This is a genomic window from Streptomyces sp. NPDC054783 (assembly GCF_053611725.1).
This window is the reverse complement of the sequence record NZ_JBSHAY010000001.1, coordinates 600081-621011: the sequence shown is the minus strand read 5'-3', so window position 1 is coordinate 621011 and position 20931 is coordinate 600081. Positions and strand designations below refer to the sequence as shown.

Genomic DNA, 20931 nt, shown 5'->3' with positions numbered 1-20931 from the left:
CATCTTCGCAACCTCCACCGCGTCGGGGCCAGCGGCCCCTGCCGCTGCCGCCGGGACCTGTGCGCGGGTTCGGGCGCGGGTGCACCGGCACTGCTCGCCGCGCGCGCTTTCAACGGCTGCGCTCCGCGCGCCGACCGCATCGGGCGCGGACACGCGCTGTGCACGGCCGTGTACACGGACCACGGCCCGGTGCGCCCCTGCTCGTGCGCCGCCGCGCCGGGGCAGGGGCCGGAGAGTTCCGGGGCTGCGTCGGCCCGCAGGTGCCGGCCGTGCCTGGTGAGGCTCGCTTGTCGGTGCGACGCTGAATGAAGGAGGCTGCGACGAGGGGCATCATGGAGGGCCGATGGGACGCGACGTCCCGGCGCTCGTCTTCACCCGCGAGGACCGCCGCCGGTACCGGATCAAGATGCACGCGTGCCTGGACACGCTGGCGCAGATGCTGCGCGAGTCCCGGTTCGAGTCCGAGCGGCCGCAGGTCGGTCTGGAGATCGAGCTGAACCTGGTCGGCGACGACGCCGAGCCGGCGATGCGCAACACCGACGTGCTGAAGGCGATCTCCGACCCCGCCTGGTCCACCGAGCTGGGCCGCTTCAACCTGGAGATCAACGTGCCGCCCCGGCGGCTGACGGCGGGCGGTCCCGACGCGTGGGAGTCGGAGATCCGCGCCGCGCTGAACCACGCGGACGAGCGGGCGAGGTCGATCGGCACCCGGCTGATCATGATCGGGATCCTGCCCACCCTGCGCCAGGAGGACATCGGCGAGGAGACCCTGTCGGAGAACCCGCGCTACCAGCTGCTCAACGACCAGATCTTCGCGGCCCGGGGTGAGGATCTGCGCATCGAGGTGGACGGCGTGGACCGGCTGCGCACCTACGCGGACACCATCACCCCGGAGGCCGCGTGCACGAGCACGCAGTTCCATCTCCAGGTGTCTCCCGAGGAGTTCGCCCCGTACTGGAACGCGGCGCAGGCCATCGCCGGGGTCCAGGTGGCGCTGGCGGCGAACTCACCGTTCCTGTTCGGAAAGGAGCTGTGGCACGAGACCCGTATCCCGCTGTTCGAACAGGCCACGGACACCCGCCCGGAGGAGATCAAGGTGCAGGGCGTACGGCCCCGGGTGTGGTTCGGGGAGCGGTGGATCAACAGCGTCTTCGACCTCTTCGAGGAGAACCTGCGCTACTTCCCCGCCCTCCTCCCGCTGTGCGACGAACAGGACCCTGCGGAGACCCTGGATCGCGGCGACATCCCGGAACTCGGCGAACTGACCCTGCACAACGGCACGATCTACCGCTGGAACCGCCCGGTGTACGCCGTCTCCCACGACGTTCCGCACATCCGGGTGGAGAACCGGGTGCTGCCCGCCGGACCGACCGTCGCCGACACCCTCGCCAACGGTGCCTTCTACTACGGCCTCACCCGGGCCCTGGTGGAGGAGGAACGGCCGGTGTGGTCGCGGATGTCGTTCGCGGCCGCCGAGGACAATCTGCACGCCGCCGCCCGGCGCGGCATCGACGCCCTGTTGTACTGGCCCGGGATGGGCGAGGTGCCGGTCCCGGAGCTGGTGTTGCGCAGGCTCTTGCCGCTGGCGCACCGGGGACTCGAACAGTCCGGCATGGACGAGGCGTGGCGGGAGCCGCTGCTCGGCATCATCGAGCAGCGCTGTGTGGCGGCACGCAACGGCGCCGTGTGGCAGATGGAGATGTTCCACCACCTCGACGCCATCACGCGCGCCGACCGCCACGAGGCCCTGCGCCGGATGACCCAGCTGTACATCGACTACATGCACCTCAACGCCCCCGCTCACACCTGGCCGGTGGACTGAGCCGGCTCAGCCGCGTCCGCTCAGCAGGTTCACCGCGCGGTCGAAGGCCGAGTCGCGGTTCTTCGCGAACTCCTCCTCGGTGAAGACCGGTTCGGTCAGCTGCGGCGGGATGCCGGTGCCGTCGTAGGTGCGGCCGGTGCGGGTCAGGTACTCCTCGTTCGGCAGGCCGAAGAGCAGGCCGTCCGGCAGGTCGCGCACCATCACGTCCGAGAAGACACCCTGGGTGGGCTGCCCGATCCGCACCGTCCGTCCGGGGCGGTCCAGCAGCGCCTGTGTGAAGGTCTCACCCGCGCTGACCGTGGAGCCGCCCGTGAGGACGGCGACCGGTCCGGTGTAGCGGGGCGCGTCGGCCGGCACGACGGGGACGGGTTCGGGGCGGGTGTGGCGGGTGGGGTCGGCCGGGTCGTTGCGGGCCCGTTTCGCGTACGCGGTGTACGGCGTGTCGGTCAGCCGCTCGGCGATCCGGATACCGAGGCTGTCGGAGCCGCCGCCGTTGATGCGCAGGTCGATGACGAGCCCCTTGAGCCGCTCGGTACGGCTCGGCTTGAGCACGGTGTTCAACGCCCGGTCGAGTTCGGCCCGTTCGGCGGTGTACGGCGCGTCCTTGCCGGCATAGCCGCCGAATCCGGAGACACGCAGATAGCCGAGGTTGCCGGGCAGGTCGGCGTAGGTGATCCGGCCCGCGGCGAAGTCCTGGCGGTGGGAGGTGTCCCCGAGGTCGCGGGCCGTGATGAACTCCTTCACCCTGGCGTCGAGTTCGGGGCTCGGGCTCTGCGTACCGGGGCGGACCTGGCCGAAGAGGCGGTCGCCGTCCACCAGCGTGACATGGGCGTCGTACAGCGGACGCACCATGTCGCTGAGAATGCCGAAGAGCTGGTCCTTGGTGGTGTCCTTGTGCACCAGCGGGCGGTACCGGTCGCGGACGGCGTGCCAGTCGATGTGCTTCTGGGCGAAGAAGGGGTAGTTCTCCTCGAAGGTCCGCCAGAAGATGTCGAAGGCGGTGCGCGGGTCCGTGGGGGCGGGGCGCGTGCACTGGGCGGGCAGGGCGGTCAGGCGGCGCAGCTTCCGGTGTCCCACGGAGCTGTCCGCGCCGAGCACCGCGTGATCGCGGTCGTGCAGGGTCCGTACGGTGAGCATCGAGCCGTCCGGCGCCGCATAGGTGCCGGGACCGGCCTGCCGTGAGGTGTCGCCCTCGAGGCAGCTGACGGATGTCGTCTGGTACTCCTGCAGCGCTCCGCCGCCGAGGACGAGGACGGTGCCGTAGCCGTCCATGCGCCACACCCCGTCGGTGGGGGGCGGCCCGGAGCCTGCGGCGGCCGCGGCCGGTACGGCTCCGGCGGCGAGCATCAGGGCGACGGCGGTGGCCGTGAGGGTGCGCACGTGCGTGTCCTTCCGACGGGTGTCCACGGGAGACCACCGTCGCCCACGTATCCCGGCCCGCACCATCCGGCCACCCGGGGCACCGGAACGGGGGACAACCCCCGTACTGTCACCAGCCCATGTCCCTGGCGACCTCCTCCTGAGCGGCGGCAATCTCTGCGGCGGTCGAGCCGGTCAGGTCGGTGTCGGTGTCCGACTCGAACCGGGCCAGCAGGTCCGCCAGCGCCTGCTTCCGGGCAGGGTGGGTCACTGGCACCGAGTCGAGATTCGTGCTCATCAGCCAGTCGAACAGCACGACGGCATCAGCGCGCCACAGGCGTACGGTCACGGTGGGCAGATCGGTCGTCACGGACACATGATGCCCGTTCGGTCCTGGTTGAGCCCGCGTGGAGACCTCCGGCGCAGCGGCGGTGCAAGGGCGCAAGGGCGAGGTCCACCGGTGTCCGTACCGACCCGTCCGGGCGCGGCACCGAGCCCCCTGGACCGGGCGTGGCCACCGCCGTCCGCCGATTCCACCGCGACCACGTCGGTGACGTGACGGGCAACGCGATTCCCTGCACCCAGCGCCACTGCGGAGGTCGAGTTGTCCGCCGTCCACGAGGTGGCCGTGCAGGGAAAACAACTCGGTGATGGCGAAGCGCTCTTCGGGCGTGAGTGCGATGGGCGTCCCCCCGGTGTCACACGACGGACCGGGAGCCCGGTCCTCTCGCAGGCGCCACCGGGCTATCGCACCGGCCCGCACTCGTCGACCAGCACGGCCGGTTCCCCGAGGAACACGTCACGCTCGACCGCGCCGTAGGCGACGTTGAAGGTGTCGAGGGAGTACGACCAGTCCGCCATCCCGGAGGCGCTGCTGGAGCGGTGGTTGAGCTGCCGGCGGAGCCACTTGCCGGGCGGCAGCCACACCGCCGGCGGCCTGCGGGGCCGGAGCGGCACACCGAAGCCGTTGTGGACGAACACCCGGAGGCCGCCGTCCCGTTCCCGCACGCTCACGCTGATGCCGCCGAGATCCGTCCGGCTCTCCCTGGGCTCGAAGCCGTGCCGCTCGGCCACCCACACGGTGTGCGCGCCGTCCAACGGCACCTCGGGCAACGGGAACCCGACCGGCACGGCGTTCCGCCGGGCAGCGGCCGCGCCGCCGCGTGACCGCTTGGTCCAGACGGTCCGCACCAACTGCACGGTGACGTCCATGGCCGGACCGCGCCCTACGCGAGCGATCCGGCCGGCCGGTCGCGCTCCTCGCCGGTGCATCGCGGTGCGTCCGGCAGGTGGGTCTTCGCCCACTCGCCCAGTTCCCGGAGCGCCGGCTCCAGGGCGGCACCCGCCGCGGTCAGCCGGTAGGACACGCGCAGCGGCGGGCCCTCGTCGACCTCGCGGAGGACCAGTCCGGCCGCGCCGAGCTCCGCGAGCCGGTCGGACAGCATGCGCTCGCTGATGCCGGGGACGGCCCGGCGCAGGTCGGCGAAGTGCGCGGGCTGTTCCACCAGGACGGCCACGATCGGGCCGCTCCAGCGCTTTCCGAGCAGCTGGAACACGCGGGTGATGCCATCGTCCACCCGCTTGCACGCCGCGCTGTCATGAGTCACGTCCGCCGCCATGGGATCAGGGTACTACCCTGCCGTAGGGGGGTGAAAAAAAGTAAGCCCCTGTGTTAGACATAGTCCTGTACGAAAACTCAGCTACTGCTGAACCACGGGTACACCCCCGCCCCTTTTGTCTTCTTTCTGGAGTCATCATGGCCACCCTGCTGCACATCGACTCGTCCGTGCTCCCGACCGAGGCCTCGGCCTCACGCGCCGTGGCGGAGGCCTTCCGCACGCACTGGCAGGAGCAGCACCCGGACGGCACGGTCGTCTACCGCGACCTCGCGGCGCAGCCCGTCCCGCACATCACCGCCGCAGCGCACACCGCCGGTTTCGCCGACCCGGCCTCGCACACCCCGGAGCAGGCCGCGGCCTTCACCGAGCGTGTCCGGCTGATCGAGGAGCTGGAGCAGGCCGACGCGGTGCTGATCGGCGCCCCGATGTACAACTTCTCGATCCCCTCGACCCTCAAGGCCTGGCTGGACAACGTGATCCTCTTCGGCCGTACCGCGGGCGAGACCCAGTCCGCGAAGGGCACCCCGGTGACGGTCGTCGCCAGCCGGGGCGGTGCGTACGGGCCGGGCACCCCGCGCGAGGGATACGAGTACGTGCAGAACTACCTCACGGCGGTCCTCGCCGACGCCCTCGGTCTGGACCTCGACTTCATCGTCCCGGAGCTGACCATGGCCCCGCAGAACCCGGCGATGACCGAGCTGATCCCGCTGTACGAGGCCTCCCGCGACCGCGCCCTCGAGCAGGCCGCCACGAAGGCCAAGCAGCTCGCCGAGCGTCTGGCGGCCTAGCCGGCCCACCCGTCCCGGCCCGGCGCCACCGTGTACCCGGCGCCGGGCCGGGCCGCTTCAGGTCGTGTTGTACTGCCCGCAGGTGGGACACCGGCGGAGGACCACCTCATGGGTGAGGGATCCGTGGCGTTCGGCCCCGGCCGCGCTGAGCACCGGCTCGCCGACCGCGGTGCCGGCAGCCGTCCCCCTGAGCCGGCCTCGACTGGAGTGCGCGGGGAAGCCGCCGCACAGGCGGCGACCGCGGCGCGCACGAGGTTCCGACGGGGGATCCGGCTCCGCGCACAGGGGACGCGGCCGAGCTCGGCCCACACCTGCCCACCACCCGGGCCGACCCCCGGGCGCTCCCTCACTCCCGTGCGGGCTCCGTCGGATCGCCCGAGTCCTGAGTCCCGGCCGCCCCTTCCGTACGCGTCGCCCCCACCGAGCCCAGCCCCACCGCCGCGACTCCCGCCCACTGGGCCACCGCGAGGTGCTGCCCCAGGAACAGCAGTCCGATGAGCGCGCCGATCGCCGGTTCCAGGCTGGTCAGTACCCCGAACGTGCGCGCGGTCAGGCGGCGCAGCGCCTCCAGCTGGAACGTGTAGGGCACGACGCTGGAGAGCACGGCGACCACCGCGGCCACGGCGAGGGTGCCCGGGTCCAGGAGGCGGGTGCCCGCTTGTGCGATGCCGTAGGGAAGGCTGAGCAGCGCTCCCCAGGTCACGGCCAGCGCGAGGCCGCGGCCGTCGGGGACGCGTCCGGCCAGCCGCTTGCCGATGAGGATGTATCCGGCCCAGCAGCATCCGGCGACGGTGGCGCAGGCGATGCCGGTCGCGTCCAGGGCCGTACCAGTACGGCTGAGCAGGAGGACGCCGGTGGCGGCGAGGCCCGCCCACAGCAGGTCGGGGGCGCGGCGCGAACCGCACAGGGCGATGGCGAAGGGGCCGAGGAACTCCAGGGTGGTGGCGGCGCCGAGCGGCAGCCGGGCGACCGCCTCGTAGTACGCGAGGTGGTGCACGGCGAGCAGGGTTCCGGCGGCGGCCGCGATGCCGAGGCCGGCCCGGTCGCCGCGGATCCGGGGCCTCCACAGCGCGGTGAGCGCGAGCGCGGCGATGCTCAGCCGCAGAGTCACCACTCCGGCCGGTCCCACGGCGGGGTAGAGACGCGTCGTCAGCGCCGCTCCACCCTGCAGGCCGAGGATGCCGCCCAGGACGAGCCCCGGGGCCGGTACGGCGACGAGTCCCCGGCCCAGGGCGAGGGCTGCGCGCGCACGCGCGGTCAGGTACTGGCTGATGGTTATCGGCTCCCGGTACGGCTGTCCTCGCACCCTAGGGCGACGACCCGCCGATGATCAACGGATCGGCCGGGTGGCACGGCCCCGGGCGCCACCGCCTGGCGTGCTGTCATGCGCGTCGACTACTCGCCCGAGTCCATGACGACCGGGGCGTATTACCGTCTGCTCACCGCCGTGGTCGTACCCCGGCCGATCGCCTGGGTCTCGACCCTCGCGCCGGACGGCGGGACGGCGAATCTCGCCCCGCACGCGTTCTTCACCGTCGCCTGCACCGATCCGCCGGTCGTGCAGTTCACGTCGGTGGGCCGGAAGGACTCGCTGCGCAATGTCGAGGAGACCGGCGAGTTCGTCGTCAACTTCGCCCCGGAGCCGCTCTTCTCCCAGATCAACGCGACCGCGACCGACTTTCCGCGCGACCGGGGCGAGTTCGACGCCGTCGGCATCGAGCGGGAGCCGTCGCTGCGGGAGCCCTCGCTGCGGGTGCGGCCGCCGCGGGTGGCCGCGTCTCCGGTCGCGCTCGAGTGCACGCTGCACTCGACGCTGCGCCTCGGCGATTCGACGGTGGTGTTCGGCCGGGTGGTGCACGCCGCCGTCCGTGCGGACGTGCTGGTGGGCGGCCGGCCCGACACCGGGCGGCTGCGGCCGCTGTCCCGGCTGGGCGGGAACGAGCGGGGCACGCTCGGCGCGGTCCACGAGCCGGCCCGCGTGCCGTACCGGGACCCCGAGCTCGGCTGAGCCGCCCGGCTCCTCAGGCGAGCACCAGCACCAGCGGCACGCCCCGGCACGGCACCAGCCGCATGCCGTCGTGCGCGCCGGGCCGCGCGGCGCTGAGCAGTTCGCCGAAGTCCGGGCCCTTGGTGAGGGAGCCGGCCAGGTGGGCGGGGTCGGCGGAGGCGGCGACCCGGCCCCGGGCGTTGACCAGGTGGGCGGGGCGGGGCAGGCCGCGCAGGAGGGGAAGGACGGCCGTCTCGAAGTGCCGCAGGTAGACGTCGGCGGCGGCCACCCCGGCGAACCGGCCCTGGATGAGGACGGGTTCGGAGAGGGTGAGGCTGTACTCGTCGGAGCAGAGGTAGTCGACGTACGGTCCGGCCACCGCCCGGCGCCCGGTGTCGCGGGGCAGCGCGAACCAGTCCCAGTGCGTGTAGTCGGAGTACGCCGACTGGCGGGGATCCAGGTCGAGCAGGAGCGGGCGTACTTCGCCGTCGGCGCCGGACTGCCACCACTCCAGCCAGGCGGGCACGTCCGCCAGGAGGCCGGGCGCCGCGACGAAGCCGACGCCGGAGACGAGTGCCTTGCGGGTCAGGTGGACGTGCAGTCCGGGGCGCAGGGCGGCGAGGTCGGCACTGACCGGCCGCCGGTCCTCGGCGGCCACCCGGCCGAGCAGGGTTTCGGTGTCGGCGCGGGTGGCGGCGACCGTCTCGAAGACGGCCTCCAGCGCACCGCCGACCTGTGCGGCCACCCACGCCTCCGCTTCCGTGTCGAGGGTGGCGACCCCGGGGCTCCGGCCCATGGTGTCCTCCAGCGGACGGGAACCTGACGCGGCGCGGTCAGAGGGTGAGGCGTACGGCGACGAGCCGCGCCGTCGACCCCCTGACGCACCGCTCGGCCAGCGTGCCGGCCGTTTCGTGGGCCCCATCTTGCACGGCGGAGATCACGGAGCGGTGACAGTCCGCAACTTCTTCACGATATGCGTCGTCGGCCAGGACCAGGCACAGCAGTGCGCCGATCTCGCTCTGCAGGGCGACCTGTTCGCGGGTGAGCCGGGCGGACTGGGCGGCCGCCGCGAGTTCGACGTGGAAGCGGCCGTACAGCCGGCTGCGTGCCGCCGCGTCCTCGGCCCGGGTCAACTCATCTGCGGTACGGCGGAGTTGGCGGAGGTCCTCGGGTTCCGTGCGCTGAGCGGCGAGCCGGGCGGCGGCGCCGGACAGGGCGGCCCAGTGGTCGCCCAGGTCACGCAGTTCCTCGGTGCTCCAGCCGCGCAGCCGGGCCTTGAGGCGGTCGTCGGCGGGGACCTCGGGGAGGGAGACGAAGCTGCCGCCGCCGCGACCGCGGCGCGTGGTGACCAGGCCCTGTTGCCGCAGGGCCATGAGCGCCTCGCGCAGGGTGACCGTGGAGACGCCGAGCTGTCCGGCCAGCTCGGTCTCGCCGGGCAACTGCTCGCCGTCGGCCAGGAGACCCAGTTCTATGGCATCGCCGATGCGGCGGACGACCGCGTCCACGCGGGCCCGGTTGTCCACCGGGCTGAAGACGGCCCTGCGGGCGCCGCCCTCGATCTCGTACTGCCTCACGGTCACCACCTCATGCATTGACTCAAGCTTTACCTTAAGGGGACCTTGAGCTTAGAACTATGACTTCATATGTTTACGGTCAACTGTTTCGACGTACAGCGCGCCAGAAAGGTTCCCGTATGGAGGGAGTTGCGATCCGGCTGCAGGACCTGCGGAAGTCGTTCGGCGAGACGACGGCCGTGGCCGGGGTCGACCTGGAGATCCGGGACGGGGAGTTCTTCTCGATGCTCGGCCCGTCCGGATCCGGCAAGACGACCGTACTCCGGCTCCTCGCCGGCTTCGAGACACCGGACCAGGGCCGGATCGAACTCGCCGGCCAGGAGGTCACCGGCCTCGCCCCCTTCGAGCGGGACGTGCACACGGTCTTCCAGGACTACGCCCTCTTCCCGCACATGACGGTCGAGCAGAACGTCGCCTACGGACTGAAGGTCCGCAAGGTACCGAAGGCCGAACGGCTCGTCCGCGCCCGCAAGGCCCTCGCCGAGGTCCGCCTGGAGGGCTACGGCCAGCGGCGTCCGGCCCAGCTCTCCGGCGGGCAGCGCCAGCGCGTCGCCCTCGCCCGCGCACTCGTCGGCCGGCCCCGGGTCCTGCTGCTGGACGAGCCGCTCGGCGCCCTCGACCTGAAGCTGCGCGAGCAGATGCAGGTCGAACTCAAGGCGATCCAGCGGGAGGTCGGCATCACCTTCGTCTTCGTCACCCACGACCAGGAGGAGGCCCTGACGATGAGCGACCGCATCGCCGTCTTCGACCAGGGCCGCATCGCCCAGGTCGGCACACCCGCGGAGATCTACGAGCGGCCGGCGACCCCCTTCGTCGCCTCCTTCGTCGGCACCTCCAACCTTCTCGACGGAGAGGTGGCCCACCGGACAGTCGGCGCCCCGGGCACGTACAACATCCGGCCCGAGAAGATCCGCGTGCTGAAGGAGTCGGCCGAGGCGGACGAGCCCGAGCAGGCCACCGCGACCGGAACCGTCGCCGAGGTCGTCTATCTCGGCGACGCCACCCGCTTCCTGGTCGACCTCGACGGCGGCGGCCGACTCACCGCGCTCCAGCAGAACCTGGAGACCTCCTCCGAGGACGTCGCCGCCTACCGCGGCACCAGGGTCCGCCTGACGTGGCACCGCCGGCACGCCGTCCGGCTGCCCTCCTGACCGCTCCCCCGCCTCTACGTCCCCATGGAGAACGCCGTGCGTCCCACCCGTACCCTGCGCACCGCGGCCTGCGCCGCCGCGCTGCTGCTCGCCGCCGCCTGTGACTCCTCCGGCTCGGGCGGCTCGTCCGCCACCGGGCTCAACCCGCCCGACCTCAAGGCCCCGACGAAGCTCGGCAAGACGGAGGGCCAGGTCAACCTGATCGCCTGGGCCGGCTATGTCGAGGACGGCTCCAACGACCCCAAGGTGAACTGGGTCGGCGACTTCGAGAAGCAGACGGGCTGCCAGGTCCACTCCAAGGTCGCCGCCAGCTCGGACGAGATGGTCAAGCTGATGAAGACCGGCGAGTACGACGCCGTCTCCGCCTCCGGCGACGCCTCCCTGCGCCTGATCGCCTCCGGCGACGCGGCCCCGGTCAACACCGCCCTGGTCCCCAACTACAAGGACATCTTCACCGGGCTGAAGAACGGCGCCTGGAACTCGGTGAAGGGCCAGATGTACGGCATCCCGCACGGCCGGGGCGCCAACCTGCTGATGTACAACACCGAGAAGGTCAAGCCCGCGCCCACCTCCTGGTCCGCCGTCTTCGACGACGCCGTGAAGTACAAGGGCCATGTCACCGCGTACGACTCGCCGATCTACATCGCCGACGCTGCCCTCTATCTCAAGGCCACCAAACCCGAGTTGAAGATCAAGAACCCTTACGCGCTCGACCAGGAGCAGTTCGACGCGGCCGTGGCCCTGCTCAAGCAGCAGAACAAGAACGTCGGCGAGTACTGGAGCGACTACCTCAAGGAGGTCTCCGCCTTCAAGAGCGGCGACTCGGTGGTCGGCACCACCTGGCAGGTCATCGCCAACCTCGCCGCCTCCGAGGGCGCCAAGGTCAAGGCAGTGGTGCCCAAGGAGGGTTCGACCGGCTGGTCCGACACCTGGATGGTGTACAGCAAGGCCAAGCACCCCAACTGCGCCTACAAGTGGCTGGACTGGATCGTCTCGCCCAAGGTCAACGCCCAGGTCGCCGAGTACTTCGGCGAGGCTCCGGCCAACTCCAAGGCCTGTGCCGAGACCAGCGACAAGAACTTCTGCACCGTCTACCACGCGGCCGACGAGAACTACTGGAAGCAGATCGCCTTCTGGAACACGCCCATCGAGCAGTGCCTCGACGGCCGCAAGGACGTCAAGTGCGTGCCGTACACCAAGTGGGTGCAGGCCTGGACCGAGATCAAGGGCTGAGCCGTGGCGACCGACGTGACGACCGCCGCCGGCCGGGGAACCGTCCGGCGGCTGGCCGGAAGCCTGCACCGCAGGCCCCGGCTGCGGCTGACCCTGCTGCTCACCGCCCCGCTGCTCTGGCTCGCCGTCCTCTACCTCGGCTCGCTGGCGGTGTTGTTCGTCTCGGCGTTCTGGACCACGAACTCCTTCACCTCGCAGGTGGTGAAGGTCTGGTCGACGGACAACTTCCACGAGCTGTTCACCACGCCCGTCTTCCGCCAGGTGATCCTGCGCAGCGTGGGCGTGGCGCTCGCGGTGACCGTGCTGTGCGCGGTGATCGCCTTCCCGGTCGCCTTCTACACCGCCCGGGTGGCCCGGCCGAGGTGGCGCCCCCTGCTCGTGGTCGCCATCCTGACACCCCTGTGGGCGAGTTACCTGGTCAAGGTGTACGCCTGGCGGCTCATCCTGTCCGAGGGCGGCCTCGCCGACTGGATGCTCGCGCCGTTCGGGCTGAGCGGCCCCGGCTTCGGCCTGCCGGCCACCGTCCTCACCCTGACGTACCTGTGGCTGCCGTACATGATCCTGCCGATCCACACGGCCCTCGAACAGCTTCCGGCCAACCTGCTGGACGCCTCGGCCGACCTCGGGGCGCGGGCCGGGCGGACCTTCCGCTCGGTGGTGCTGCCGATGGTGCTGCCGTCGGTCGCGGCCGGTTCGGTGTTCACCTTCTCGCTGAGCCTCGGCGACTACATCACCGTGCAGATCGTCGGCGGCAAGACCCAGCTGATCGGCAACCTCGTGTACTCCAACATCGAGCTCAACCTGCCCATGGCCGCCGCGCTCGGCACCGTACCCGTCGTCGTGATCGTCCTGTACCTGCTGGCGATCCGCCGCACGGGTGCCCTGAACAGCCTGTAGGACCTGGAGGAGAACAGCGCCATGCATCTCAGCCGCACCGCGCGCATCGCCCTGCGCACCGGCGCCGGGCTCGGTTTCGCGGTGATCTACGTCCCGCTGCTGCTCGTCCTCGTCAACTCGCTCAATCCCGACCGCAGTGCGAGCTGGCCCCCGCCGGGCCTGACCGGGCACTGGTGGTCGGTGGCGGTGCACAACTCCGGTGCCCGGCAGGCGCTGTGGGTCTCGGTGAAGGCGGGGCTGGGAGCGACCGCGATCGCGCTGGTCCTCGGCACGCTCATCGCGTTCGCCGTGGCCCGGCACCGCTTCTTCGGCCGTGACACGGTGTCGTTCATCGTGGTCCTGCCGATCGCGCTGCCCGGCATCGTCACCGGCATCGCCCTCAACTCGGCCTTCGGTACGGTCCTGGAACCGCTCGGCGTGGGACTCGGACTGTTCACGGTGATCGTCGGGCACGCCACCTTCTGCATCGTGATCGTCTTCAACAACGTGGTGGCCCGGCTGCGCCGTACGGCCGCCTCGTACGAGGAGGCGGCCATGGATCTCGGCGCGACCACCTTCCGTGCCTTCGCCGACGTCACCTTCCCGCTGGTCCGCTCCGCGCTGCTGGCCGGCGGTCTGCTCGCCTTCGCGCTGTCCTTCGACGAGATCGTGGTCACCACGTTCACCGCGGGACCCGGCATCGAGACGCTGCCGATCTGGATCTTCGACAACATGACCCGGCCGCAGCAGGCACCGGTGGTGAACGTCGTGGCCGCGGTACTCGTCCTGCTGTCGGTGATCCCGATCTACGTCGCCCAGCGGTTGTCGGCGGACACGGCGACGTCGAGCCGGGTGTGACACCCTGTACGGCGGACGATCAAGGGGAGACGCATGAGCACAGGGGATGCCTCCGGTCCGGCGCGGGCGGTGCGCGCGGCGTACGAGGCCGCCTCGGCGGTCGTCGCGGGACTGGGTGACGAGGAGTCGTGGCTGCCGACCGGCTGTACCGGCTGGGCGGTCCGCGACCTCGTGTTCCACTGCCTGACGGACGCCCAGCGCGCTCTGGTGGCCCTGCACACGCCGGCGCGGGAGCCGGCCGACCGGGACGCGGTGACGTACTGGCAGGACTGGCGGCCGGACACCGTGGGGGCGGCGAACGGCCGGCGCTGGGTGCGGGTGAACGCGAGCATGTTCCTCGACTTCGGTCAGCTCCAGGGCCTGTATCTGGACACGCTGGCGGCGGTCGTGCGGGCAGCGGAGGCGACCGACCCCGCGCAGCGTGTCGGCACGCAGGGGCATGTGCTGACGGCCGGGGACCTGCTGACCACCCTCGCGGTGGAGGCGACCGTCCATCACCTGGATCTGACCGTCCGCCTCCCGCACGCGCCGGGACCGGCACCCGAGGGGCTGGCCGCGGTGCGCACCACCCTGGACGGTCTGCTCGGCCGGCCCGCGCTCCCGGAGTGGAGCGACGCGCACTATGCGCGCGTAGGGACCGGCCGGGCCGCCCTCACCGAGGCCGAGCGCGCCGCGCTGGGCGCTGCGGCCGACCGGTTCCCGCTGTTCGGCTGAGGCGCGGCCGGTACCCGTCCGCGGCGGCGAGCGCCGATCACACGCCCAACACGGGGACACGCGCGGGCGACACCTGCGCGGTGCGGGGCTCACCGCCCGGGTTGATGGAAACGTGCGCCCCATGCACACCCCACCGAGCATCAACAGTTACGTCGACCGGGTCACCGCGGGCCCCGGCGGGGCGATGACCGACGAGATCGGCGTCATCACCGGCGACCTGACCGTGGCCACCATCCTGCTGTCCGACGGCCGCAGCGTGCGCGTGGCCGTCCAGCACTCCGGCGGCGACACCTGGTACACCCTTGCCGGCAGCCCCGCCCCCGTGCCCGCCGGGCAACTCGCCGCCTATCACCGGGACCTGCTGGGCCGCATCCGCCGGGGAGGCGGCACCCGCGCCACCTGAGCCGCACACCGGCCGGCGCCCGGTTTCGACACGGGTCCCGGGGGAGTCGGTGCCCATGGTCTCGTGCGGGCCGGAGCAGCGTGTGCACGTGCCCGAGCTGTGCGCCGCCTGGCGGGAGCAGACGTTCCTGCACTGGGCCCACGCAGCGGAGCGGGTGCAGCGCCTGCTGCCGGACGGGCTCGTCGTGGACACGTGCGAGGGGTCGGCGTGGGTGAGCCTCACGCCGTTCGTCATGGCCGGCGTGCGCCCGCCCGGGTGCCCGGCCGCGCTGCCCGACTTCGCGGAGACGAGTCTGCGGACCTGTGTGCGCGGGCCGGACGGCCGGGACGGGCTGTGGTTCCTGTCCATCGAGCCGGCCTGCCCGGTGGTGCTGGTCGCCCGCGCGACAGGGCCGCCCCACCGCCTCGGCCGCCCGGCGCTGTGGCGACGCGGGGACCGTCAGGTGTAACACCGGTGCCCGGTGGCGCGGCGGTCCCCGGTACCGGGTGGCCGTCCGTACCGGCGAGCCGATCCGGCCCACCCACCGGGACGTGTGGCTGACCTCCGCCGGCGGTGCCACTCGCTCCGGCTCGGGATGATGTGGGAGACGCCCGTCGAGCACGAGCCCTGGCCGCTGCGCGCGGCACGCCCCGACGGGGTCGAGGAGACCCTCACCCGGGCCGCCGGGCTGCCCCCACCCGGCGCGGAGCCGCTGCTGCACTTCTCGGAGGGCGTGCGCAGGGTGCGCTTCGGCCTCTCCCGCCCGGTCCGGCCCGAGCACGGTCGTTGAGGGGCCGCCCCGCCCCCTCCTGACGTGTCATCAACTCTCTCCAGCCCGACTTGTGTTGACTCCCATGAACCGGCAAAAGGCCACTCCCGCACCTTGACCGGCGACTGGTCCAGACCAATCATGGACTAGACCATTAGGCCCGTCGGGCAGCACGGCGCGCGCCACGTCCACCCAACCTCCGCCCGCCGGCCTGTCGTTCGCATCCGGGAGTTCGCATGACACGTCCGAGACCCGTACGCGCCCTGCTCGCGGGGCTGGCCACCCTGGCCGCCTCCGCGGGACTCGCCCTCGGGACAGGGGGCACCGCACATGCGGCGACCCCGCTGCCCACGCATGTCTTCGCGCCCTACTTCGAGGCCTACAACGGCGACAGCCCCGCCGCGCTCTCCCAGGCCTCCGGCGCCAAGTACCTGACCATGGCCTTCCTGCAGGCCGACACGAAGGGCTCCTGCACCCCGTACTGGAACGGCAACTCCAGCACCCCCGTCAACTCCTCGATTTTCGGCGCCGACTTCACCACCATCCGCTCGCGGGGCGGCGACGTGATCCCGTCCCTCGGCGGCTACGCGGCGGACAACGGCGGCACCGAGATCGCCGACAGCTGCACGAACGTGGACTCCATCGCCGCCGCCTACGAGAAGATCATCACCACCTATGACGTCTCCCGGCTCGACATGGACGTCGAGGACAACTCCCTCACGAACACCACCGGCATCGACCGCCGCAACCAGGCCATCAAGAAGGTCCAGGACTGGGCCGCCGCGAACGGCCGCTCGGTGCAGTTCTCCTACACCCTGCCGACCACGACGACCGGCCTCGCCGACAGCGGCCTCGCCGTGCTGCGCAGCGCGAAGAGCGCCGGCGCCGAGATCGACGTCGTCAACATCATGACGTTCGACTACTACGACGGCGCCACCCACCACATGGCGACCGACACCGAGACGGCAGCGAGCGGACTGCACGACGAACTGGCCGGGCTCTACCCGAACTTGTCGGACAGTCAGCTGTGGAACATGGTCGGCGTCACCGAGATGCCCGGCGTGGACGACTACGGCCCGGCGGAGACCTTCACCACCGCCGACGCGCCCACGGTGTACGACTGGGCGGTCGCCAAGGGCATCAACACCCTCTCCTTCTGGGCCCTCCAGCGAGACAACGGCGGCTGCCCGGGCGCCGGCGCCTCCGACACCTGCTCCGGCATCGCCCAGGACACCTGGTACTTCTCGCACACCTTCGCGCCCTTCACCGGCGGTACGACGACTCCGCCGGCCAACGACTTCTCCGTGTCCGTCTCCCCCGCCACCGCCTCGGTCGACCCCGGCGGCACCGCGACCACGACGGTGAAGACCTCGGTGACCTCCGGCAGCGCCCAGACGGTCGGTCTGACGGTGAGCGGCGCGCCGAGCGGAGTGACCGCCTCCCTCAACCCGTCGTCGGTCACCGCGGGCGGCAGTTCCACGCTCACCGTGAAGACCGGTTCCGGTACGGCACCCGGCACCTACGCCCTGACCGTCACCGGCACGGCGGGCTCGACCCGCCACAGCTCCACGCTCACCCTGACGGTCAAGGGGTCCGGCGGCACCGCCGTCCTCGGCAACGGCGGCTTCGAGACCGGCTCGCTCGCGCCGTGGACCTGTGACAGCGGTGCCACGGTCGTCTCCACCCCCGTGCACGGCGGCTCCCACGCACTGAAGACCGTGCCCTCCGCCTCACAGACCGGCCAGTGCGCGCAGACCCTGGCCCTGAAGCCCAACACCTCCTACACGCTCAGCGGCTGGGTGCAGGGCCCGTACGCCTACCTCGGCGTCAGCGGAGGCGCGACGGCCAGCACCTGGGCTTCCTCCTCGTCGTGGTCGAAGCTCACGGTGCCCTTCACGACCGGCACGTCGGGCACGGTCACGGTGTACATCCACGGCTGGTACGGCCAGGGCGCGGTCTACGCCGACGACCTCACCCTGAGCTGACCGGCCGCTCCGAGGGGCCCCGCTCCGCGGTGACCGGGCGGGGCCGGCTCAGGTGATCCGCTTGCCGGCAGCCGGGGGCGTCAACCGGCATCCGACCGCCGTCTTCCGTAGGCTGAAAGGACCGAAGCTCCTCCGGGAGGCCTCCCGAAGGCAGGGGACGGCCGTGATCGAACTGGCCGCGGCGTTCGCCGTCGCGGGCGCGGCGAGCAACGCCGTGGGTACCGCCTTCCAGCGCAAGGCCGCGTCGGCGAGCAGCCGCGGCGGGTTCCGGCTGCTCGCGGAGCTGGTGCGCCGGCCCTTCTGGGTGATCGGCATGTGCGGTGTGGTCTGCGCCGCGCTGTTCCAGAGCCTGGCCCTGGTCAACGGCCCGCTCGCACTGGTCCAGCCGCTCTTCATCCTGGAACTGCCCTTCGCCCTGCTCGTCGCCGCCCCGCTGATGCACAGACGGCTGCCCCACTCGGGCTGGTGGGGCGTCGGTGCCTGTGTCGCGGGGCTCGCCGTGCTGCTGGTCGCCGCCGCCCCGCACGGCGCCGTCGACCACGCGCCGCTCAGTCGCTGGATCCCGGCACTGTGCCTGTGCGTCGGAGGGATGGCCGCGGCGGTTCTGCTGTCCGGCCGGGGTCACTCGCCGGCCCGGCGCGCCGCGCTGCTGGCCGCGGCCGCCGCCACGGGCAACGCGCTGACGGCCGCCCTGCTGAAGTCGGCCAGCGGCACCTTCGCCGACCACGGTTTCGCGGCGTTCCTGCGCTCCTGGCAGACGTACGGCTTCGCGCTCGCGGGCGTCGGGGCCGTGATCCTGCTGGAGAACGCCCTCCAGGCCGGTCCGCTGGCCGCGGCGCAGCCGGCCCTGACCATCGGCGACGCCGTGGTGAGCCTGACGCTCGGCATGACCCTGTTCGGGGAACGGATCCGCACGGGCTGGTGGCTGCTCCCGGAGGCCGCGGGCGCCCTGCTGATCGTCGGGGGCGTGCTGGTGCTCAGCCGGGCCGTCCAGCACATCGCGGTGGTGCCGGTCGCGGTGGAAGAACGGGACCTGGCGACCTGAGCCGGGCCAGGACCCGGTGGCGAACGGGAGCGCTCCCCGGCCGCACGTCAGGGCCGCCCACAGGGCGTCGACCGGTGCCCGTGGGGTCCCTGGGCCGGCGCGGGGGAGCGCGAGCGCGTCAGCCGTACGCCCTCCACGCCGCGCAGGCCGAGGAGCGTGACCTTGCCGACCCGCTGCACGGGGTCCGCCACAGCCCGGCGCCGCGGACCGGATCGAGCAGCGGCTCGGCGAGCGGCATCACCGTGCGCCGGCCCGAGCAGCGCTCGGAGGAGTGGGCGAAGGGCAGATACCCGGGAGCGGTGTCGGCGTCGAGGTCGTCACAGCGCTCCGGGCGGAAGCAGCCGCAGGGACTCGAGGACGATGTTCCGGCTGGGCATGGCGTCGTCGAACGGCCAACCGAGCCAGAGAGCGTTGGCCTCGCTCCCTCCCCCGTCCCGGGGCGCTGATCAGGGACCGCTCCGGTCCTCCGATGCCGGACGGCTCGGCGACGGGAGCGGACTCCTCCCGTCGCAGGGCCCGGTGATCCACCGGCCGGAGATCGGCCGGACGCGGCCGTACGCGGCGCGCGCTGCGGTCGGTCCGGGAGGGCCCGTACGGCCCCTGCCGAACCCTCCCCGGCGGCGATCGCCAACCTAACGCCCCGCGATCCCGTCGATCCACAGCCGGAGGCGTTCGCCCTGGGCGGCCATCAGGCCGGGGTCGCGCAGGGTGTTGGTGAGGACGGACATGCCCTGGTAGGCCGCGACGAGCTCGACGGCGAGGGCGGCGGCGTCGGCGCGGCCCAGCTGGGCGAACTGGGACTCCACCCAGTCGAGCAGGGCCTGCATGACGTTTGCCGCGGCCCGGTCCAAACCGTCGTCACGCTTGTCGAGTTCGGTGGCGAGGGTGCCGAAGGGACAGCCGAAGCGGGCCGCGGTCTCGCGCTGGTCGACCCAGCCGGCGACGAGGGCCTTCAGCCGGGTGGCCGGATCCGGGAGCGTGTCCAGCCGGCCCGTGAGCGCGTCCAGTTGCTCGCAGTGGGCATCCACCGCTGCTTCGACCAGCTGGTCCTTGGTCTTGAAGTAGTAGTAGACGTTGCCGAGCGGCACCTCGGCGGTGCGGGCGATGTCGCCGAGGGTGGTCTTCTCCACACCCTGCTCATGGAAGACCTGGACGGCCGCCTGGACCAGGCGCTCACGCTTGCCACCCCGGCCGGATCGGCTGGATCGGCCGGGCCGCGCGGTTCGGGCTGCGGCGGCGGAATCTGAGTCAGTCACCTGACTAAGGATAGACAACGGCTGCGCCACGCACTATGGTCTCGATTTAGTTAGTCAACTAACTCAGTTGGAGGAGTCGTCATGATCGCTGTCTCGGGTGCCACGGGGAACGTCGGACGAGCCCTGGTCGCGGCGTTGGTCCGGGCCGGGGAGACGGTGACGGCCGTCGCCCGGCGCATCGGCGTGGAGGACGTGCCGCCGGGTGTGCGGCCCGTCGCCGCCGATCTCGGGGAGCCGCAGAGCCTCGCCCCCGCACTGGAAGGTGCCAAGACGCTGTTCCTGCTCGTGGCCGGAGAGGATCCGGGCGGCATCCTGCGCCGCGCCGCCGCGGCCGGTGTGGCGAAGGTGGTGCTGCTGTCCTCGCAGGGCGTGGGCACCCGGCCGGACACGTACGTGCACGCGGGACGCTTCGAGGCGGCGGTGGCCGAGTCGGGGCTGCCGTTCACCGTGCTGCGCTCGGGCGGGCTGGCCTCCAACGCGCTGGCCTGGGCCGAGCCGGTCCGCCGGCACCGCACGGCGGCGGCACCGTTCGCCGATGTGGCACTGCCGTTCGTCGACCCGGACGACGTCGCCGCGGTGGCGGCGGCCGTACTGCGCGAGGACGGGCACGACGGCGCCACGTACACGCTGACCGGCCCGGAGCCCACCACCCCGCGCCAGCGCGCGGCGGCGATCGCCGCCGCGCTCGGGGAGCCGGTCACATTCGTGGAGCAGAGCCGCGAGGAGGCCCGCGCGCAACTGGTCCGGTTCATGCCGCCCGCCGTCGCCGAGGGCACGCTCGACGTCCTGGGCGCACCCACCCCGGAGGAGCAGGCGGTCGGCGCGGATGTGGCGCGCCTGCTCGGCCGGCCCGCGGCCCCCTTCTCCGCCTGGGCGGCACGCAACGTGGCGGCGTTCCGCTGATCCGCACTCCCAAGCGTTGATTCCCGCAAACTCGTCCGGTGAGCGGCGGAGGTACGACCGGGATGCTGCGGGGATGAGCGAGAAGGCGGGACGCGTCGACGGCGACGGCGTGGGCCCGGGCAGGTACGGACGTGTCGAGCGCGAGCGCCGCTTCCTGCTCGCCGCCCCGCCCACGCCGTCGGCGGTGACCGCACCCGAGTGATCACCGATCGCTGTCCGCCGGGCACGCACCTGAAACTCCCGCGTGCCGAACCGCCGGACGCCACGGTCGAGTTGAGGCTCACGCAGAAGGTGCCGACGGCCCGGCGCCGCGCAGGGGCTTGTCACGAACATGTGGCTGTCGTCGGCCGAGTACGACGTACTGGCCGTGCTGCCGGCCCGGGCGCTGGCCAAGACCCGTTTCCGCGTGGACGCCCCGTCCGGGCGACCCATGCGGAACTGCTCACTTGGCCGGCCGAATACGGTATGCGGCCAGGGGCCTCCTGAGGCAACGGTCCGGCCCGGGGCGCCGTGGAGCCGCCGGACGGGTGACGTGTGCCAGGCCGGGCGGCCGCTTTGCGCGCCACACCGCACCCGATTAACCAGTTTGTATATTTATCTCCTCTATGGT

23 protein-coding genes are annotated in these 20931 nt (G+C 72.1%); 15 read left to right on the top strand and 8 right to left on the bottom strand.

Annotated features, from left to right (window positions below; genetic code table 11):
- Nucleotides 1-343: 343 nt before the first annotated feature.
- On the top strand, nucleotides 344-1822 hold the full coding sequence (locus ACWGJ5_RS02845; RefSeq protein ID WP_453307992.1) for a glutamate-cysteine ligase family protein: 1479 nt from the start codon (nucleotides 344-346) through the stop codon (nucleotides 1820-1822).
- Between the two features lie 6 nt (nucleotides 1823-1828).
- Here the strand turns inward: ACWGJ5_RS02845 and ACWGJ5_RS02840 are convergent, their stop codons facing one another.
- From ACWGJ5_RS02840 to ACWGJ5_RS02825, 4 genes are all read right to left on the bottom strand, one after another.
- The gene (locus tag ACWGJ5_RS02840) at nucleotides 1829-3202 is read right to left on the bottom strand and encodes a S41 family peptidase (protein ID WP_453308270.1); all 1374 of its coding nucleotides are present in this window, start codon (nucleotides 3200-3202) and stop codon (nucleotides 1829-1831) included.
- 109 nt (nucleotides 3203-3311) lie between these two features.
- A complete protein-coding gene (locus ACWGJ5_RS02835; RefSeq protein ID WP_453307991.1) occupies nucleotides 3312-3551 on the bottom strand; it encodes a hypothetical protein in 240 nt (79 codons plus the stop codon).
- Nucleotides 3552-3925: 374 nt separating this feature from the next.
- Complete coding sequence (locus ACWGJ5_RS02830; protein WP_453307990.1) at nucleotides 3926-4393, bottom strand: hypothetical protein; 468 nt, start codon at nucleotides 4391-4393, stop codon at nucleotides 3926-3928.
- A gap of 14 nt (nucleotides 4394-4407) precedes the next feature.
- Nucleotides 4408-4800 carry a winged helix-turn-helix transcriptional regulator gene (locus ACWGJ5_RS02825; protein WP_453307989.1) on the bottom strand — a complete coding sequence of 131 codons (393 nt, stop codon included), beginning with the start codon at nucleotides 4798-4800 and terminating at the stop codon, nucleotides 4408-4410.
- Between the two features lie 137 nt (nucleotides 4801-4937).
- Between ACWGJ5_RS02825 and ACWGJ5_RS02820 the strand changes: the two genes are divergently transcribed.
- Complete coding sequence (locus tag ACWGJ5_RS02820; RefSeq protein WP_453307988.1) at nucleotides 4938-5588, top strand: FMN-dependent NADH-azoreductase; 651 nt, start codon at nucleotides 4938-4940, stop codon at nucleotides 5586-5588.
- A gap of 346 nt (nucleotides 5589-5934) precedes the next feature.
- Here the strand turns inward: ACWGJ5_RS02820 and ACWGJ5_RS02815 are convergent, their stop codons facing one another.
- Entirely contained in the window at nucleotides 5935-6894 is a 960-nt protein-coding gene (locus ACWGJ5_RS02815; protein WP_453307987.1) for an EamA family transporter, read from the bottom strand.
- 78 nt (nucleotides 6895-6972) lie between these two features.
- Here ACWGJ5_RS02815 and ACWGJ5_RS02810 point away from each other — a divergent pair, with 78 nt between their 5' ends.
- Complete coding sequence (locus ACWGJ5_RS02810; RefSeq protein ID WP_453307986.1) at nucleotides 6973-7596, top strand: flavin reductase family protein; 624 nt, start codon at nucleotides 6973-6975, stop codon at nucleotides 7594-7596.
- 13 nt (nucleotides 7597-7609) lie between these two features.
- On the opposite strand, the gene ACWGJ5_RS02805 is transcribed toward ACWGJ5_RS02810, so the two are convergent.
- Both ACWGJ5_RS02805 and ACWGJ5_RS02800 read right to left on the bottom strand, forming a co-directional pair.
- Nucleotides 7610-8371, bottom strand: coding sequence for a cache domain-containing protein (locus tag ACWGJ5_RS02805; RefSeq protein ID WP_453307985.1), 762 nt, complete (start codon nucleotides 8369-8371; stop codon nucleotides 7610-7612).
- 37 nt (nucleotides 8372-8408) lie between these two features.
- The gene (locus tag ACWGJ5_RS02800; protein WP_453307984.1) at nucleotides 8409-9167 is read right to left on the bottom strand and encodes a FadR/GntR family transcriptional regulator; all 759 of its coding nucleotides are present in this window, start codon (nucleotides 9165-9167) and stop codon (nucleotides 8409-8411) included.
- A 101-nt stretch (nucleotides 9168-9268) separates the two neighbouring features.
- Between ACWGJ5_RS02800 and ACWGJ5_RS02795 the strand changes: the two genes are divergently transcribed.
- From ACWGJ5_RS02795 to ACWGJ5_RS02750, 10 genes are all read left to right on the top strand, one after another.
- Nucleotides 9269-10300: an ABC transporter ATP-binding protein gene (locus tag ACWGJ5_RS02795; protein WP_453307983.1), complete on the top strand. Its 1032-nt coding sequence runs from the start codon at nucleotides 9269-9271 to the stop codon at nucleotides 10298-10300.
- Nucleotides 10301-10336: 36 nt separating this feature from the next.
- On the top strand, nucleotides 10337-11533 hold the full coding sequence (locus tag ACWGJ5_RS02790; RefSeq protein ID WP_453307982.1) for an ABC transporter substrate-binding protein: 1197 nt from the start codon (nucleotides 10337-10339) through the stop codon (nucleotides 11531-11533).
- Between the two features lie 3 nt (nucleotides 11534-11536).
- The gene (locus ACWGJ5_RS02785; protein ID WP_228618050.1) at nucleotides 11537-12430 is read left to right on the top strand and encodes an ABC transporter permease; all 894 of its coding nucleotides are present in this window, start codon (nucleotides 11537-11539) and stop codon (nucleotides 12428-12430) included.
- Between the two features lie 21 nt (nucleotides 12431-12451).
- On the top strand, nucleotides 12452-13267 hold the full coding sequence (locus tag ACWGJ5_RS02780) for an ABC transporter permease (protein ID WP_453307981.1): 816 nt from the start codon (nucleotides 12452-12454) through the stop codon (nucleotides 13265-13267).
- 33 nt (nucleotides 13268-13300) lie between these two features.
- Nucleotides 13301-13981: a maleylpyruvate isomerase N-terminal domain-containing protein gene (locus ACWGJ5_RS02775; protein ID WP_453307980.1), complete on the top strand. Its 681-nt coding sequence runs from the start codon at nucleotides 13301-13303 to the stop codon at nucleotides 13979-13981.
- A 121-nt stretch (nucleotides 13982-14102) separates the two neighbouring features.
- The gene (locus tag ACWGJ5_RS02770) at nucleotides 14103-14384 is read left to right on the top strand and encodes a hypothetical protein (protein ID WP_453307979.1); all 282 of its coding nucleotides are present in this window, start codon (nucleotides 14103-14105) and stop codon (nucleotides 14382-14384) included.
- A 55-nt stretch (nucleotides 14385-14439) separates the two neighbouring features.
- Entirely contained in the window at nucleotides 14440-14832 is a 393-nt protein-coding gene (locus tag ACWGJ5_RS02765) for a DUF2071 domain-containing protein (RefSeq protein ID WP_453307978.1), read from the top strand.
- Between the two features lie 84 nt (nucleotides 14833-14916).
- Complete coding sequence (locus ACWGJ5_RS02760) at nucleotides 14917-15153, top strand: DUF2071 domain-containing protein (protein ID WP_453307977.1); 237 nt, start codon at nucleotides 14917-14919, stop codon at nucleotides 15151-15153.
- Nucleotides 15154-15368: 215 nt separating this feature from the next.
- Nucleotides 15369-17117 carry a carbohydrate binding domain-containing protein gene (locus tag ACWGJ5_RS02755; protein WP_453307976.1) on the top strand — a complete coding sequence of 583 codons (1749 nt, stop codon included), beginning with the start codon at nucleotides 15369-15371 and terminating at the stop codon, nucleotides 17115-17117.
- Between the two features lie 163 nt (nucleotides 17118-17280).
- Nucleotides 17281-18162 (top strand): DMT family transporter, encoded by an 882-nt coding sequence (locus ACWGJ5_RS02750; protein ID WP_453307975.1) that lies wholly within the window; start codon nucleotides 17281-17283, stop codon nucleotides 18160-18162.
- A 632-nt stretch (nucleotides 18163-18794) separates the two neighbouring features.
- Here ACWGJ5_RS02750 and ACWGJ5_RS02745 read toward each other — a convergent pair.
- Nucleotides 18795-19418, bottom strand: a complete 624-nt coding sequence (locus tag ACWGJ5_RS02745; RefSeq protein WP_453307974.1) for a TetR/AcrR family transcriptional regulator — start codon at nucleotides 19416-19418, stop codon at nucleotides 18795-18797.
- A gap of 81 nt (nucleotides 19419-19499) precedes the next feature.
- On the opposite strand from ACWGJ5_RS02745, the gene ACWGJ5_RS02740 reads away from it, so the two are divergent.
- Both ACWGJ5_RS02740 and ACWGJ5_RS02735 read left to right on the top strand, forming a co-directional pair.
- The gene (locus ACWGJ5_RS02740) at nucleotides 19500-20321 is read left to right on the top strand and encodes an SDR family oxidoreductase (protein WP_453307973.1); all 822 of its coding nucleotides are present in this window, start codon (nucleotides 19500-19502) and stop codon (nucleotides 20319-20321) included.
- 73 nt (nucleotides 20322-20394) lie between these two features.
- Nucleotides 20395-20523, top strand: a complete 129-nt coding sequence (locus ACWGJ5_RS02735; RefSeq protein ID WP_453307972.1) for a hypothetical protein — start codon at nucleotides 20395-20397, stop codon at nucleotides 20521-20523.
- Nucleotides 20524-20931 lie beyond the last annotated feature (408 nt).

Bases quoted from the DNA above. Each gene is read 5' to 3' on its own strand.
- ACWGJ5_RS02845 (WP_453307992.1), top strand. From the start codon at position 344: ATGGGACGCGACGTCCCGGCGCTCGTCTTCACCCGCGAGGACCGCCGC.
- ACWGJ5_RS02830 (WP_453307990.1), bottom strand. From the start codon at position 4,393: ATGGACGTCACCGTGCAGTTGGTGCGGACCGTCTGGACCAAGCGGTCA.
- ACWGJ5_RS02825 (WP_453307989.1), bottom strand. From the start codon at position 4,800: ATGGCGGCGGACGTGACTCATGACAGCGCGGCGTGCAAGCGGGTGGAC.
- ACWGJ5_RS02820 (WP_453307988.1), top strand. From the start codon at position 4,938: ATGGCCACCCTGCTGCACATCGACTCGTCCGTGCTCCCGACCGAGGCC.
- ACWGJ5_RS02810 (WP_453307986.1), top strand. From the start codon at position 6,973: ATGCGCGTCGACTACTCGCCCGAGTCCATGACGACCGGGGCGTATTAC.
- ACWGJ5_RS02805 (WP_453307985.1), bottom strand. From the start codon at position 8,371: ATGGGCCGGAGCCCCGGGGTCGCCACCCTCGACACGGAAGCGGAGGCG.
- ACWGJ5_RS02800 (WP_453307984.1), bottom strand. From the start codon at position 9,167: ATGCATGAGGTGGTGACCGTGAGGCAGTACGAGATCGAGGGCGGCGCC.
- ACWGJ5_RS02795 (WP_453307983.1), top strand. From the start codon at position 9,269: ATGGAGGGAGTTGCGATCCGGCTGCAGGACCTGCGGAAGTCGTTCGGC.
- ACWGJ5_RS02780 (WP_453307981.1), top strand. From the start codon at position 12,452: ATGCATCTCAGCCGCACCGCGCGCATCGCCCTGCGCACCGGCGCCGGG.
- ACWGJ5_RS02775 (WP_453307980.1), top strand. From the start codon at position 13,301: ATGAGCACAGGGGATGCCTCCGGTCCGGCGCGGGCGGTGCGCGCGGCG.
- ACWGJ5_RS02770 (WP_453307979.1), top strand. From the start codon at position 14,103: ATGCACACCCCACCGAGCATCAACAGTTACGTCGACCGGGTCACCGCG.
- ACWGJ5_RS02765 (WP_453307978.1), top strand. From the start codon at position 14,440: ATGGTCTCGTGCGGGCCGGAGCAGCGTGTGCACGTGCCCGAGCTGTGC.
- ACWGJ5_RS02755 (WP_453307976.1), top strand. From the start codon at position 15,369: ATGACACGTCCGAGACCCGTACGCGCCCTGCTCGCGGGGCTGGCCACC.
- ACWGJ5_RS02740 (WP_453307973.1), top strand. From the start codon at position 19,500: ATGATCGCTGTCTCGGGTGCCACGGGGAACGTCGGACGAGCCCTGGTC.
- ACWGJ5_RS02735 (WP_453307972.1), top strand. From the start codon at position 20,395: ATGAGCGAGAAGGCGGGACGCGTCGACGGCGACGGCGTGGGCCCGGGC.